14 protein-coding genes are annotated in these 15,282 nt (G+C 44.7%); 12 read left to right on the plus strand and 2 right to left on the minus strand.

What is annotated here, in order from left to right; genetic code table 11:
• The first annotated feature begins 89 nt into the window (after nucleotides 1-89).
• From ACED60_RS13405 to rpoS, 10 genes are all read left to right on the plus strand, one after another.
• Nucleotides 90-1,730 carry a CTP synthase gene (locus ACED60_RS13405; protein WP_012604779.1) on the plus strand — a complete coding sequence of 547 codons (1,641 nt, stop codon included), beginning with the start codon at nucleotides 90-92 and terminating at the stop codon, nucleotides 1,728-1,730.
• Between the two features lie 81 nt (nucleotides 1,731-1,811).
• Entirely contained in the window at nucleotides 1,812-3,110 is a 1,299-nt protein-coding gene (eno, locus tag ACED60_RS13410; protein WP_009847644.1) for a phosphopyruvate hydratase, read from the plus strand.
• A 463-nt stretch (nucleotides 3,111-3,573) separates the two neighbouring features.
• Entirely contained in the window at nucleotides 3,574-3,855 is a 282-nt protein-coding gene (gene ftsB / locus ACED60_RS13415; protein WP_012604777.1) for a cell division protein FtsB, read from the plus strand.
• Complete coding sequence (gene ispD / locus ACED60_RS13420) at nucleotides 3,855-4,556, plus strand: 2-C-methyl-D-erythritol 4-phosphate cytidylyltransferase (RefSeq protein WP_009847642.1); 702 nt, start codon at nucleotides 3,855-3,857, stop codon at nucleotides 4,554-4,556. The genes ftsB and ispD overlap by 1 nt, the downstream gene beginning before the upstream one ends.
• 2 nt (nucleotides 4,557-4,558) lie before the next feature.
• The gene (gene ispF, locus ACED60_RS13425) at nucleotides 4,559-5,038 is read left to right on the plus strand and encodes a 2-C-methyl-D-erythritol 2,4-cyclodiphosphate synthase (RefSeq protein ID WP_041472915.1); all 480 of its coding nucleotides are present in this window, start codon (nucleotides 4,559-4,561) and stop codon (nucleotides 5,036-5,038) included.
• 22 nt (nucleotides 5,039-5,060) lie between these two features.
• On the plus strand, nucleotides 5,061-6,107 hold the full coding sequence (gene truD, locus ACED60_RS13430) for a tRNA pseudouridine(13) synthase TruD (protein WP_371727747.1): 1,047 nt from the start codon (nucleotides 5,061-5,063) through the stop codon (nucleotides 6,105-6,107).
• A 98-nt stretch (nucleotides 6,108-6,205) separates the two neighbouring features.
• Nucleotides 6,206-6,949 (plus strand): 5'/3'-nucleotidase SurE, encoded by a 744-nt coding sequence (gene surE, locus ACED60_RS13435; RefSeq protein WP_065678044.1) that lies wholly within the window; start codon nucleotides 6,206-6,208, stop codon nucleotides 6,947-6,949.
• Entirely contained in the window at nucleotides 6,950-7,576 is a 627-nt protein-coding gene (locus tag ACED60_RS13440; RefSeq protein ID WP_009847638.1) for a protein-L-isoaspartate(D-aspartate) O-methyltransferase, read from the plus strand. It begins immediately after the preceding gene.
• Nucleotides 7,577-7,611: 35 nt separating this feature from the next.
• Nucleotides 7,612-8,550 carry a peptidoglycan DD-metalloendopeptidase family protein gene (locus tag ACED60_RS13445; RefSeq protein ID WP_371727748.1) on the plus strand — a complete coding sequence of 313 codons (939 nt, stop codon included), beginning with the start codon at nucleotides 7,612-7,614 and terminating at the stop codon, nucleotides 8,548-8,550.
• Between the two features lie 98 nt (nucleotides 8,551-8,648).
• Complete coding sequence (rpoS, locus tag ACED60_RS13450; RefSeq protein WP_041472911.1) at nucleotides 8,649-9,629, plus strand: RNA polymerase sigma factor RpoS; 981 nt, start codon at nucleotides 8,649-8,651, stop codon at nucleotides 9,627-9,629.
• Between the two features lie 142 nt (nucleotides 9,630-9,771).
• Here rpoS and mutS read toward each other — a convergent pair whose 3' ends face one another.
• Nucleotides 9,772-12,333, minus strand: a complete 2,562-nt coding sequence (gene mutS / locus ACED60_RS13455) for a DNA mismatch repair protein MutS (protein ID WP_371727749.1) — start codon at nucleotides 12,331-12,333, stop codon at nucleotides 9,772-9,774.
• Between the two features lie 124 nt (nucleotides 12,334-12,457).
• Between mutS and ACED60_RS13460 the strand changes: the two genes are divergently transcribed.
• Both ACED60_RS13460 and recA read left to right on the plus strand, forming a co-directional pair.
• A complete protein-coding gene (locus ACED60_RS13460; protein WP_029225457.1) occupies nucleotides 12,458-12,952 on the plus strand; it encodes a CinA family protein in 495 nt (164 codons plus the stop codon).
• A 139-nt stretch (nucleotides 12,953-13,091) separates the two neighbouring features.
• The gene (gene recA / locus ACED60_RS13465; RefSeq protein WP_009847633.1) at nucleotides 13,092-14,132 is read left to right on the plus strand and encodes a recombinase RecA; all 1,041 of its coding nucleotides are present in this window, start codon (nucleotides 13,092-13,094) and stop codon (nucleotides 14,130-14,132) included.
• A 299-nt stretch (nucleotides 14,133-14,431) separates the two neighbouring features.
• Here recA and ACED60_RS13470 read toward each other — a convergent pair whose 3' ends face one another.
• Nucleotides 14,432-15,232 carry a TrmB family transcriptional regulator gene (locus tag ACED60_RS13470; RefSeq protein ID WP_009847632.1) on the minus strand — a complete coding sequence of 267 codons (801 nt, stop codon included), beginning with the start codon at nucleotides 15,230-15,232 and terminating at the stop codon, nucleotides 14,432-14,434.
• Nucleotides 15,233-15,282 lie beyond the last annotated feature (50 nt).

The following is a 15,282-nucleotide window of genomic DNA, read 5'->3' on the forward strand; positions in this document are numbered from 1 at the left end:
TCACGTTGTGGCGATAAGGGGCTTCTGGTATATTTTCATCCCGTCCAGAAGTAATCCATTTCCCTCATTCAACCAATTTCAGGTTAAACATGACGACAAATTACATTTTTGTTACTGGCGGGGTTGTATCCTCTCTAGGTAAAGGTATTGCAGCAGCATCTCTTGCGGCTATTTTAGAAGCTCGTGGTCTTAAAGTGACTATGATGAAGCTTGACCCTTACATCAACGTTGATCCAGGCACAATGAGCCCGACTCAACACGGTGAAGTGTTCGTTACGGAAGATGGCGCTGAAACTGACCTTGACCTTGGTCACTACGAGCGATTCATTCGCACCAAGATGACTAAGCGTAACAACTTCACTGCAGGTCGTGTTTACTCAGACGTACTCGCTAAAGAGCGTCGCGGTGATTACCTAGGTGCAACTATTCAGGTTATCCCGCACATCACTAACTCTATCAAAGAACGTGTAATTTCTGGCGCAGCTGGCCACGATATCGCGCTAGTTGAAGTTGGTGGTACGGTTGGTGATATCGAATCTCTACCATTCATGGAAGCGATTCGTCAGCTAGCAGTAGAGCTAGGCCGTGAACGCGCAATGTTCATGCACCTTACTCTAGTGCCATACCTAGCAGCTGCGGGCGAAGTGAAAACTAAGCCAACGCAACACTCTGTAAAAGAGCTGCTGTCTATTGGTATTCAGCCAGACATTCTAGTTTGTCGTTCAGACCGCAACATTCCTTCGAACGAGCGTAAGAAAATTGCTCTGTTCTGTAATGTGCAAGAAAATGCAGTTATTTCTATGCGCGATGTTGACTCTATCTACAAGATCCCTCAGCTTATTAAAGCTCAAGGCACTGATGAACTTGTATGTAAGCGTTTCGGCATCACAGCTCCAGAAGCAGACCTGTCTGAATGGGAACAAGTAATTTACGAAGAAGCTAACCCAACGGGTGAAGTGACGATTGGTATGGTTGGTAAGTACATTGAACTACCAGACGCATACAAATCAGTAAATGAAGCGCTAAAACACGCGGGCTTGAAAAATCGCCTAAGCGTTAATATTAAATACGTAGATTCACAAGACGTTGAGTCTCGTGGCGTAGAAGTTTTAGAAGGCCTAGATGCAATCCTAGTTCCTGGTGGCTTTGGTGATCGTGGTGTTGAAGGTAAGATTCTTGCTGCTCAATACGCTCGTGAAAACAAAGTACCTTACTTAGGTATCTGTCTAGGTATGCAAGTAGCACTTATCGAGTACGCTCGTAACGTTGCGAAAATGGAAGGGGCACACTCTTCTGAATTCTGTACTGAAACTAAGTACCCAGTTGTTGGTCTTATCACTGAGTGGACTGATGGCGAAGGTAAAGTTGAAGAGCGTACAGAAACATCTGACCTTGGCGGCACAATGCGTCTTGGTTCACAGCTTTGTCACCTAGCGAAAGGGACAAAAGCTTACGAATTATACGGTAGCGCGACGATCCATGAACGTCATCGTCACCGTTACGAAGTGAACAACAATCTTCGTCCACAAATTGAAAAAGCGGGCCTAAAAGTATCGGGTCTATCTGCGGACAAGAAACTGGTTGAAGTTATCGAGAACCCGAATCATCCATGGTTCGTTGCTGCTCAATTCCACCCAGAGTTCACTTCAACACCTCGCGATGGTCACCCATTGTTTGCAGGTTTCGTTAAAGCAGCTGGCGAGTTCCAGCGCGGCGAATTAGAGAAGTAAAAAGGAATACAGGTAGCTGCGTAAGTTGTGCTGCTACCTTTAAATTTGACATTTATATATTCAACGAGAAGGAAACATTCAATGTCTAAGATCGTTAAAGTTCTAGGTCGTGAAATCATCGATTCACGTGGTAACCCAACTGTAGAAGCTGAAGTACACCTAGAAGGCGGTTTCGTAGGTATGGCTGCTGCTCCATCTGGCGCATCTACTGGTTCACGCGAAGCTCTTGAGCTACGTGACGGCGACAAATCACGTTTCCTAGGTAAAGGTGTTCTTAAAGCTATTGAAGCTGTAAACGGCCCAATCGCTGAAGCTCTAGTAGGTTCTGACGCTAAAGCACAAGCTGACGTTGACCAAATCATGCTTGACCTAGACGGTACTGAAAACAAGTCTAAGTTCGGTGCGAACGCTATCCTAGCTGTATCTCTAGCTAACGCAAAAGCTGCTGCTGCTGCGAAAGGCATGCCTCTTTACGAGCACATTGCTGAGCTAAACGGTACTGCTGGTCAATTCTCTATGCCTCTACCAATGATGAACATCATCAACGGTGGTGAGCACGCAGATAACAACGTTGACATCCAAGAGTTCATGATCCAACCAGTTGGCGCTAAGACTCTTAAAGAAGGTCTACGTATCGGCGCTGAAGTATTCCACAACCTAGCTAAAGTTCTTAAGTCTAAAGGCTACAGCACTGCAGTTGGTGATGAAGGTGGTTTCGCTCCTAACCTTAAGTCTAACGCTGAAGCTCTAGAAGTTATCGCAGAAGCTGTTGCAGCTGCTGGTTACGAACTAGGTAAAGACGTTACTCTTGCTATGGACTGTGCAGCATCTGAGTTCTTCGACAAAGAAGCTGGTATCTACAACATGAAGGGCGAAGGTAAAACTTTCACTTCTGTAGAGTTCAACCACTACCTAGCTGAGCTAGCGAACAACTTCCCAATCGTTTCTATCGAAGATGGTCTTGACGAGTCTGATTGGGATGGCTTCAAGCACCAAACTGAACTTCTAGGCGACAAGCTTCAAATCGTTGGTGACGATCTGTTCGTTACAAACACGAAGATTCTTGCTGAAGGTATCGAGAAAGGCGTAGCTAACTCTATCCTTATCAAGTTCAACCAAATCGGTTCTCTAACAGAGACTCTAGCTGCTATCAAGATGGCTAAAGACGCTGGCTACACTGCAGTAATCTCTCACCGTTCTGGCGAAACTGAAGATGCAACTATCGCTGATCTAGCGGTAGGTACAGCTGCAGGTCAAATCAAAACTGGTTCTATGAGCCGTTCTGACCGTGTTGCTAAGTACAACCAACTTATCCGTATCGAAGAAGCTCTAGGTTCTAAAGCTCCTTACAACGGTCTTAAAGAAGTTAAAGGTCAATAATTCCTAGCGAATTATTAATCTAAGCTTTTTAAATGCCTCGCTTATGCGGGGCATTTTTTTGTCTGTAGAAAATGACGGGAAGAAGCTCTAGGTTCTAAAACTCCTCCTTTTTACAACGAAAGCGGTCTTAAAGACGTTAAAGGTCAGCACTTTCTTCAAGACTTAAAGCCTCGTGAATTATTAGCTTAAAGCTTTTGAAAACGCTCTACTTCGGTAGGGCGTTTTTTTTGCTTGTAGGAAAGTGAGATCTAATTTCTAAAGCTCCTCCTCGTTACATCTAAAGTTCGTTATTCCCTAGACTGACGAAGGAAGGAGTAGGGAATCTCATTGTTACCATATCTATCCCGACAATAATTCTCCGACTTATTGATTCCCTAACACCACATATCTCGCACCAATAAGCTCATTATGGTATATATGTGCCTTATTCTAGTTCCTTCTTTTTCAACCGGCGAAAGGTGTTATGCGAATTTTTGCTTTAGTACTGCTCATAGTGTTTGGCTGGCTACAACACACACTGTGGCTCGGTAAAAATGGTATTTCTGATTACTACGGTGTGAACAACGAAATCCAAGTTCAACAGCAAGTAAACGAAAAGCTCCATCTTCGTAACGCAGAGATGTTTGCGGAAATCGATGATCTACGCCAAGGCTTAGACGCGATAGAAGAGCGCGCACGTCATGAGCTTGGAATGGTAAAAGAAGGCGAAACGTTTTTCCGCATCATTGGTGAGGAATCCCATTAATGTCGACTCAACTTCAAAGTGTGATTGCCGTTGTACCTGCAGCGGGCGTCGGTAGCCGAATGAAAGCAGACCGCCCTAAGCAATATCTTAAGATTAACGGCAAAACGATTTTAGAGCACACCATTGAGAAATTACTGTCTCATCCACAAGTCTCTCAAATTGTCGTTGCGATCAGCGATGATGACCCCTATTACCCGGAGTTAGCACTCAACCAGAATCCCAAAGTGGTCAGAGTGTCTGGCGGAAGCGAACGAGCGGATTCGGTACTCTCTGCGCTAAACTGTATCGCTGAGCAGCAGCTTAGCGATTGGGTAATGGTTCACGATGCGGCAAGGCCTTGTGTTCAACTCAGTGATATCGACAAGCTAATTTCCGGCGCGATGAGCCATGATGTAGGGGCTATTTTAGCGGCGCCAGTTCGTGACACGATGAAGCGAGGTGCCCAAGGGCAGATCGAACATACCGTTGAGCGAGCCGATCTATGGCATGCACTTACGCCGCAAATGTTCAGAGCAAAGCCTCTGTGGAATGCATTAAGCGAGGCGTTGCAACAAGGCGTTTCGATTACCGATGAAGCCTCAGCCTTTGAATGGAAAGGTTTATCGCCCGCTTTAGTGGCAGGGCGTTCAGATAATTTTAAGATTACTCAGCCTGAAGATTTAGCACTTGCTGAGTTCTATTTAAGTCAGAATAAGGAATAATGATGATTCGTATTGGCCATGGCTTTGATGTACATAAGTTTGGTGGTGAAGGTCCGGTAATTATAGGTGGCGTTAGAGTCCCTTATGAGCAGGGTCTTATCGCACACTCAGATGGTGATGTTGCCCTTCATGCGTTGAGTGACGCTTTATTAGGTGCGATTGCTGCCGGTGATATTGGTCGTCATTTCCCCGATACTGATGATGAGTGGAAAGGCGCGGATAGCCGTGAACTTCTAAAAGATGTTTATCGTCGAGTAAAAGAACAAGGCTACGTGATTGGTAATGCCGATATTACTATCATGGCGCAAGCTCCAAAGATGGCGCCTCATATAGACTCTATGTGCCACGCTATCGCACAAGATTTAGAAACCAGCATTAGCAATGTGAATGTAAAAGCGACGACCACTGAGCGTTTAGGTTTTACAGGTCGCAAAGAGGGCATCGCATGTGAAGCGGTGGTCCTAATTACTAAAAGTGCGTAAGCACCAACACGAAAAGAACAGCATGTCAGATATTTTATCTTCATTGGCTTATCTAAACGGTAAACCAACTGCGAAAGCAAAACTAAAAGCAAAAGCCGAACACTTTGTCGTTAATGAAGACTTAGGTTTTGAGTTCACTGGTGAAGGCGAACACCTTATGGTTCGTATTCGTAAAACGGGTGAGAACACGAGCTTTGTAGCAAACGAGCTGGCTAAAGCGTGTGGTGTTAAGTCGAAAGACGTGAGTTGGGCTGGTTTGAAAGACCGTCATGCTGTGACAGAACAGTGGTTGAGCGTGCATCTACCAAAAGGTGAACCTGACTTTTCTGCTTTTCTTGCACAATACCCAAGCATTGAGATTTTGGCGACAGCACGCCACAACAAAAAGTTACGTCCAGGCGATTTAGTTGGCAACCAATTCGAGCTAACTTTGTCTGAAGTAACGGACTGCGATGATGTAGTCAAACGTTTGGAAAAAGTCGCTCAAGTGGGCGTGCCAAATTACTTTGGTGCTCAGAGGTTTGGCAATGAAGGTAACAACTTATCTGAAGCTCGTCGTTGGGGGCGTGAAAACGTTCGTACGCGTAATCAAAATAAGCGCAGCTTGTACCTCTCTGCAGCTCGTTCTTGGATCTACAACTTAATTCTTTCTGACCGTATTGAGCACGATGCGTTTGCTTCGGCATTGGTCGGCGATATTGTAGTTAAAAACGATGCTCAACTTGCTGTGACAGCCGCTAATATCGAAGCTGTAAACCAAGATATCGCCAATGGTTCTGCGTTTATTACCGTTGCTTTAGCTGGAGATAATGCGTTACCGACGACGGATGCGTCTCAAGCTCTAGAGCAGAAACACCTTGATGCTGAACCGGATCTAATGGCGCTTATTTGTGGCAACCGTATGCGCCATGATCGCCGTGAAGCCTCGTTGAAGCCGATGGGTTTAGTGTGGAAAGTAAACGAAGACAATGTCACTCTTAAATTCTCTCTGGACGCAGGCTGCTTCGCAACCGCTATCGTTCGTGAGTTAGTTGAAGAAGTACACGTAGAAAGAACCTACGAGCAATAATGATTCTGCTTGGGTCTAAGTCACTTTATATTGATATTTAAGTGACTTTATATCGGTATTTAAGTGACTTGGCATTGGTACAAAAGAAAGGATACAAGATGAAGATTTTACTCAGCAACGATGATGGTGTGCATGCTCAAGGTATTCATGAGCTGGCAAATGAATTACGTGATCTTGCTGAAGTTATCATTGTGGCACCTGACCGTAATCGCTCTGGTGCTTCAAATTCATTAACTTTGGAACAGCCTTTGCGTGTTCAAGAGATTGCTAGAAATACCTATTCGGTACAAGGAACACCGACCGACTGTGTACATTTCGCATTGAACGAACTCCTAAAGAGTGACATGCCTGATCTGGTTTTAACGGGTATTAATCACGGAGCTAACCTTGGTGATGACGTGCTTTATTCAGGTACAGTCGCAGCAGCAATGGAAGGCCACTTTTTAGGTGTTCAATCGGTGGCATTTTCTCTGGTTGGAAAACAACATTTTAAGACAGCGGCAGCGGTTGCTCGCCGTATTGTCGAACAACATTTAGCAAACCCAATCCCGACCAATCGCCTGTTAAACGTGAACGTCCCTGACTTAGCATTAGACCAAATATCGGGTACTCAGGTGACACGTCTAGGTGCTCGTCACCATGCTGAAGATATGATTAAGCAGAAAGACCCACGTGGTCATGATATCTATTGGCTTGGCCCTCCGGGTAAGGAGCAAGATGCTGGTGAGGGTACTGATTTTTACGCCATTGAACATGGTTTTGTGTCGGTAACACCACTACAAGTTGATCTGACGGCACATGAGTCGTTGGGTGCGATGACTACATGGTTAGGGGATAAATAAGTGAGTAATCCACAAGCTGAGCGCTTAGTTACTTTTCTGATAGAAAATGGTATTCAGGATCAAAAGGTTCTTGATGCTATTTACTTACTACCGAGAGAGAGCTTTTTATCACAGGCTATGCATCATCAGGCCTATGATAATAATGCGCTGCCTATCGGGCAGGGGCAGACAATTTCTCAGCCTTACATTGTTGCTAAAATGACCGAGCTGCTTGAGTTACAACAAGACAGCCGCGTTTTGGAGATCGGAACGGGTTCTGGTTATCAAACGGCTGTTTTGGCTCAGTTGGTTGATCACGTGTATTCGGTTGAAAGAATAAAGTCGCTACAATGGGATGCTAAGCGTAGGTTGAAGCAACTCGATTTCTACAACATCTCAACCAAGCACGGTGATGGTTGGCAAGGTTGGTCTTCTAAGGCGCCTTTTGATGCGATTATTGTCACCGCTGCTGCAGAGTCGATCCCTCAAGCGCTTTTGCAGCAGTTGAAAGATGGAGGCCGCTTATTAATTCCGGTCGGAGATGACGAACAGCAACTGTTGAAGATTGTTCGCCACGGTGATGAGTTCTTATCGAGTGTTATCGAGATGGTGCGATTTGTACCTCTTGTACCTGGTGAGTTAGCTTAATAAAATTATTAATGGTGTAGGTGGATAGAAAGTCGATGCGTTCGAAGGTTTTTAAAGGAAGTTCTCTACTGCTTAGCTGTGCACTTGTTGGGTGTGCTGCGAATTCGCCTGCGCCAGTTTCAAGCTTAAACAAGAATTACTCATCGATTGATCGTGGTAGTTATCGTGGTAGTTATCGTGGTAGTTATCGTGGTAGTTACTATGAAGTGAAAAAAGGCGATACCCTTTATTTTATTGCTTACGTAACAAATAAAGATGTTAAAGAGCTGATTCGCTATAACAATCTGTCTGCACCTTATACCATCCATCCCGGACAGAGCCTTAAGTTATGGCGTCCTAGCTACAACGCTCCAGCGTATGGTAAATCAACGGTAGCGGTTGCAGCCGTCGCTGCGCCTGTTGCCGCATCCACAACTTTGTTGGCCTCAAGCAAACCTAAAACAACACCTCAAAAGAGTAAAAAATCTAAACCTGCGCCCGCTCAAACAACCACCAAAGTGGCGAAAAAAGATCTACAAAAGAAGGTTGTACAATCCAAATCAAAGGAGTATGTTGGTTCTAAAGGTAAACAGAATGTTACACCGCCAACAAAACCAACGAGTAACAAAGTATCCAAATGGTTATGGCCAACGAAAGGGAGAGTAATTAAGAATTTCTCTGTAGGCGAACAAGGAAATAAAGGCATAGACATAGCAGGACAGCGAGGTCAGCCAATAGTATCTACTGCAGGGGGAACGGTTGTTTATTCGGGTAATGCATTACGAGGCTACGGCAATCTAGTGATTGTGAAGCACAATGATAATTACTTAAGTGCATACGCGCATAACGACCGACTATTAGTATCTGAAGGGCAAAGTGTGAAACCAGGGCAGAAGATTGCAACAATGGGAAGCTCTGGAGCCAGCAGTGTCAGGCTGCACTTTGAGATTCGTTACCAAGGTAAATCAGTTAATCCCAAACGGTATTTACCTTAAATACAATATGTAAAAATTACGTATTGTATGGAGTGACATAGTCATTTAGCGACATATGAAGTTGTAATGTCATGCTAATTTCGCCAGGGGGAGGCGTTATGAGTATAAGCAATGCAGTAACCAAAGAAGAGTTCGATCTTAGCCAAGCAACCACGGAACAGGAAGCTCTTGGAAAAGCAAAACGAACAGTCACTAAGAAAACCGAAGCGAAAGAAGAGACTGAAGTTACGTCTAAAAGCTTAGATGCGACTCAACTCTACTTAGGCGAAATCGGTTTCTCACCACTATTAACCGCTGAAGAAGAAGTGCTTTATGCACGTCGAGCTCTACGCGGTGATGAAGCAGCACGCAAACGCATGATCGAAAGTAACCTGCGTTTGGTCGTAAAAATTTCTCGTCGTTATAGCAACCGTGGTCTTGCACTTCTCGATCTTATTGAAGAAGGCAACCTAGGTTTGATTCGCGCCGTAGAGAAGTTTGACCCAGAGCGTGGCTTCCGTTTCTCAACTTACGCAACATGGTGGATTCGTCAAACCATTGAACGTGCGCTAATGAATCAGACTCGCACTATCCGTTTGCCAATCCATGTTGTGAAAGAGCTGAACATCTACCTACGTACCGCAAGAGAACTTTCACAAAAACTTGACCATGAACCAACGGCAGAAGAAATTGCTTCTAAGCTAGACAAACCTGTTGGTGATGTGAGCAAGATGCTTCGTCTAAACGAAAGAGTGAGCTCTGTTGATACGCCTATTGGTGGTGATGGTGAGAAAGCGCTACTGGATATAATTCCGGACATCAACAACTCAGACCCTGAGGTTTCAACTCAAGATAGCGATATTAAGAACTCGTTGATCTTCTGGCTTGATGAGCTGAATCCGAAGCAGAAAGAAGTGCTTGCACGTCGATTTGGACTATTAGGTTATGAACCGTCAACATTAGAAGAAGTAGGCCGTGAAATCAGCCTGACTCGTGAACGTGTTCGTCAAATCCAAGTTGAAGGTCTTCGCCGTCTACGTGAGATTCTTATCAAGCAAGGTCTGAATATGGAAAACCTGTTCAACGTAGAAAACGACTAATTGAACAGATGATGCTGCTTCTCTAAATAGAAGGCAAATAAAAACGCTGACTTAAAGTCAGCGTTTTTTTGTTTGTGGCTTTGGTATTTCATGCCGTCTAATCAAAATCACGGACGGCAATAACAAGCTACTTGATAAGAAACTAAAGCAGCTTCTTCAAGCGGTAGAGTTCTTCTAATGCTTGGCGAGGTGTCAGATCATCAGGATCAACATTCGCAAGTGCTTGTTCTACTTCACTTGGTTCAGGTATCAGGCTCAGTTGGTTCGCGATATCAACGCCACTTGGCTTTGATGTCGGAGAGTCGATACTCAATGCTTCTAGCTGAGTCAGCTTCGCACGTGCGTTTTTGATCACTGCTTTAGGCACGCCAGCCAATCCTGCAACCGCAAGGCCGTAAGATTTACTTGCGGCACCTTCTTGAACTGCGTGCATAAAGGCAATGCTGTCGCCGTGTTCTACCGCGTCTAGGTGCACGTTAGCCAGTGTTGGAAGTTGGTTAGGCAGCTCAGTTAGCTCAAAGTAGTGCGTTGCAAATAGTGTCATCGCATTGATTTGATTAGCTAGCCATTCCGCACTTGCCCAAGCCAGAGACAGACCATCGTAAGTACTGGTACCACGACCGATTTCATCCATTAACACAAGGCTATTTGGTGTTGCATTGTGCAGGATATTCGCGGTCTCTGTCATCTCAACCATGAAGGTTGAACGACCCGAAGCTAAGTCATCGGATGCGCCAATACGCGTAAAGATACGGTCGATAGAACCAATCGTCGCGCTTTCTGCTGGAACATAACAACCAATATGAGCCATCAGCGCAATGAGTGCAGTCTGACGCATGTAGGTCGACTTACCACCCATGTTTGGACCTGTGATGATCAGCATCTTACGTTGATCATTGAGGTCGATAGGGTTAGCAATAAAGGGTTCGTCCATCACTTGTTCAACAACGGGGTGACGACCGGCCTGAATTTGTACGCCAGCAGACTCTGTCATGGTTGGACGACAGTAATCAAGGGTGTCTGCACGTTCAGCTAAGTTTTGTAGAACATCCAGTTGAGACACTGAAGAAGCAATGTTTTGTAGTCGCTCTAGATAAGGCAGTAACAAATCAAACAACTCATCCCACAACTTCTTCTCGATAGCTAGGGCTTTCGATTTAGAGCTAAGCACTTTGTCTTCGTGCTCTTTTAGCTCAGGAATGATGTAACGCTCTGCATTTTTCAGCGTTTGACGGCGAACATAGTGTGGTGGCACAAGGTGGCTTTGTCCGCGGCTTACTTGAATGAAGAAACCGTGTACGTTGTTGTAGCCCACTTTAAGTGTATCGATACCATGACGTTCGCGCTCTTCTTGCTCAAGTTTATCAAGAAATTCGGTTGCGCCAGCTGCAAGGTCGCGCCATTCGTCTAACTCGGAATTGTAGCCTTCTGCAATTACACCGCCGTCACGGATAACCACGGGAGGGTTCTCTTTGATCGCTAGCTCAAGTAGTTCAGAAACCTCATCCACAGGCGAGGCATATTGAGCAAGTTGAGTTAGGTATGGGTGCTTCAATTGCGTCAGTGTTTCTGCAAGTTCTGGCAAATATTCCATCGCTTGGCGAAGTCGTGCCATATCACGAGGACGAGCTGAGCGAAGTGCTAGTCGAGCAAGAATACGTTCGATATCCCCGATCTGTTTCAAGGTTGGCTGTAGCTCTGTAAAGAGAGCCAAATCTTTCATTTCACCAATAGCATCTAGGCGCTGATCGAGTGCAGAGATATTGCGCATTGGTTGATGTAACCAGCGCTTAAGCATACGGCTACCCATAGCCGTCGCGGTGTGATCAAGTACTTCGGCAAGGGTGTTATCAGTACCACCAGCAAGATTTTGCGTGATCTCCAAATTACGGCGAGTCGCTGCATCGAGGATCACCGAGTGATCTTGCTTATCCATCGTCAGTGAACGGATATGTGGAAGGGCAGTACGTTGGGTATCTTTCACGTATTGGATCAAACAACCAGCCGCACATAAGCCTAGTTTCGCGCCTTCTACGCCAAAGCCAACCAGATCGCGAGTACCAAACTGCTTATTCAATTGCTGCTTCGCGGTATCTAATTCAAATTCCCATACCGGGCGGCGGCGATTGCCATTACGGCTTGCCATTAGATTTACAGGTTCGAAATCTTCAGGGAACAGTAGCTCACGAGGTGAGGTTCTCTGCAGTTCTGCCGCCATTGCTTCTTCGGTTTCCGGCTCACATAGCTGGAATCGGCCAGAAGTAATATCAAGCGTCGCGTAGCCAAATTTACCATTGTGGTGGTAAATAGAGGCAATCAGGTTATCAATGCGCTCAGAAAGCAAAGCCTCATCGGTCACGGTACCGGGTGTAACGATACGTACGACAGCACGCTCAACCGGGCCCTTTGAAGTTGCTGGATTACCAATCTGCTCACAAATCGCTACGGACTCGCCCAACTGCACTAACTTCGCAAGGTAACCTTCAACGGCGTGGTATGGAACGCCCGCCATAGGAATAGGCTCACCGTTTGAAGAGCCACGCTTGGTTAGCGAAATATCGAGGAGTTGAGAGGCTTTTTTAGCATCATCGTAGAAAAGCTCGTAGAAATCGCCCATGCGGTAGAACAGCAGAATTTCTGGATTTTCTGCTTTTAGCTTTAGGTACTGCTGCATCATGGGAGTATGTTTTTGATCGGCTTTCACAGTTAACTTCTTTCGTTTATTTCTATTGCGGCTTAGGATACGTGAAAGCGTTTCGTGCGAAAAGCGACACATGCGAAAAGATGCGAATCCGAATGATATGACAGTAGATAAAGGGAAGTTGATGATGCAGATGACTCAAGATCTTAGTGAACAGCTTGGATACTTACTTGCTAAACATAAACACGTTTTAGTGACGGCTGAATCTTGCACTGGCGGTGGGGTTGCTAGTGCGGTGACGGATATCGCAGGGAGCTCTGGTTGGTTTGATCGCGCTTTTGTTACCTACAGCAATGAAGCGAAGCAAGAGATGATCGGCGTACAGCTTAAAACCTTAGTTGAGTTCGGTGCGGTGAGTGAGCCTGTCGTAATAGAAATGGCGAGCGGGGCATTGCAACATTCAAATGGGACTATCTCTGTATCGATCAGTGGTATTGCTGGCCCAGGTGGCGCGACCGAAGATAAGCCTGTTGGAACGGTATGTTTCGCTTGGAAAGCACTAAACGGTTGGGATAAAGTAGAAACGCATGTATTTACAGGCGACAGATCACAAGTACGCCAACAAGCCACGCACCATGCCCTACAAGTTATTTATGATTACCTATCAATGGAAGGTAAGTAACATTTGTACAAATTATTTTCATACAGGTATAGACACTGTATGAATCAACAGTATAATAAAAGCCAATTAGTCACCCCTATGTGGGTTAGAAATAGATTCTAGATCGCTTGTTAAGACAACCGATTATGTGGAGATAGTAATGGACGAGAATAAACAAAAAGCGTTAGCCGCAGCCCTTGGTCAGATTGAAAAGCAATTTGGTAAAGGTTCAATCATGCGTCTTGGTGATAACCGCACAATGGACGTAGAAACTATTTCTACAGGTTCTCTATCTCTAGATATCGCACTAGGTGCTGGTGGCCTACCTATGGGACGTATCGTAGAAGTTTACGGTCCGGAATCATCAGGTAAAACAACGCTAACGCTTGAGCTTATCGCAGCAGCACAGAAAGTGGGTAAAACGTGTGCATTCGTCGATGCCGAGCACGCACTTGACCCTATCTACGCTCAAAAGCTGGGTGTTGATATCGACGCTTTGCTTGTGTCTCAACCAGATACGGGTGAGCAAGCGCTTGAAATCTGTGATGCACTGGCTCGTTCAGGTGCTATCGATGTTCTTGTTATTGACTCGGTTGCTGCACTAACACCTAAAGCTGAGATCGAAGGCGAAATGGGCGATAGCCACATGGGTCTGCAAGCTCGTATGCTTTCTCAAGCAATGCGTAAGCTAACAGGTAACCTTAAGCAGTCAAACTGTATGGCTATTTTCATTAACCAAATTCGTATGAAAATTGGTGTAATGTTCGGTAACCCAGAAACAACAACAGGTGGTAATGCACTTAAGTTCTACGCATCTGTTCGTCTTGATATTCGCCGTACTGGTGCAATCAAAGATGGTGATGAAGTTGTTGGTAACGAGACTCGTATCAAGGTTGTTAAGAACAAGATTGCTGCACCATTCAAACAAGCTGAAACTCAAATCCTTTACGGCAAGGGCTTCAACCGCGAAGGTGAGCTTATCGACTTAGGTGTTAAGAATAAGCTAGTAGAAAAAGCAGGCGCTTGGTACAGCTACAAAGGCGACAAGATCGGCCAAGGTAAAGCAAACGCTGGTAAATACCTGCGTGAAAACCCAGAAGTTGCTCTAGAAATTGATACTAAACTTCGTGAGTTACTGCTAACTCCTGCTGTGCTTGAAGAGAAGGGTGCAGAGAAGGAAGAAGAAAACGAAGAGCTATAAGCTAACGTTTTGTTAAGTCATCTTCAAAGAATGCATGACTTTGAAAGATTTTAAAGCCTCGAATTTTCGAGGCTTTATTGTTTTAGTCGTAAAAATGTAAAGTATTTGATTGTTTAGAGGAAAGTGACGGTAGGTTGGCTGCTCTAGATGACTTATAGTTATGCACTCATAAATCTATTCTTTATCAAATAACCAAAGAAACCCTTTGGATTAAATAGATTCCCGTCAAAATTTCTTTCCCCGAAAGGCCTATTACTAGACCTTTGTTCGTATCTTATTATTGAATTCGATCTGCTGAGTTAGTGCTTCTTAAGCTCGTCGAGTACCATGGCATTATGCTGTTCGTGAATCGTATTTACTCTGACGTGTTGGTGCTGATTAGGAGCCAGGCGCTCGTATTCTGTTAGGTAAATATCGCTGTGAATATGCTCTGCTATCATTTTTACAATTAAGCGATTATTGGCATACAAACCTAAGGTTTCTTCACGGTGTGAGAACATGAGGGCGAGCTTCATATCGGCTACGCACATAAAGCGGTGTGAAGGGTATTCGGTTTCTTCATTTTCAGAACGCGAATGTAGTTCTATCTTTTCATGTGGGCTCGCCATTTTGTTGAATGAAAAGCCAATCACTCGTACTCCACGTTCCACGGCGTCGCATAATTCTTTGCCAAACAACTCAAGGTTAAAATCGGTATTCAGGTAAATTTCTAGATTTGCCTGATTAATGATTTCCTTGGCCTTTTGAAGTAAGTTGTCGAACCCCGATACGTTGTAAACAAACTCTTTTTCCTCTTTCAGCATCATCTTAGATAATTCTGATTTAAGGAAATTAATATTGGTGACGGTCTTTTTTTCTATCTGGCTGAAAATCAAGTCTGGTGATTTAGCTTCGTACTCTTTAGTGTCGCCATCAGACATGAAAATGTAGCCATTGGCGTAAAGATTATCGATAGACGAGTAAACAGAAGAGCGGGAGATAGAGATCTCTTTCGCGATTTTATATCCGCTGGATTGGCCATTTTTGAGTAAATTAATATAAACAAGCGCATCGGTTTTGGTAAACCCAAAATCCATTAATTTGGTGACTAGCTCTGACACGGGTTGTCCTCTGAAACTATTCAATATCTTCTCCTTCTAAGGTTACCATT

Origin of the sequence: Vibrio sp. 1F279 (assembly GCF_041439815.1) — a bacterium.
Classification (GTDB): Bacteria; Pseudomonadota; Gammaproteobacteria; order Enterobacterales; family Vibrionaceae; genus Vibrio; species Vibrio tasmaniensis_A.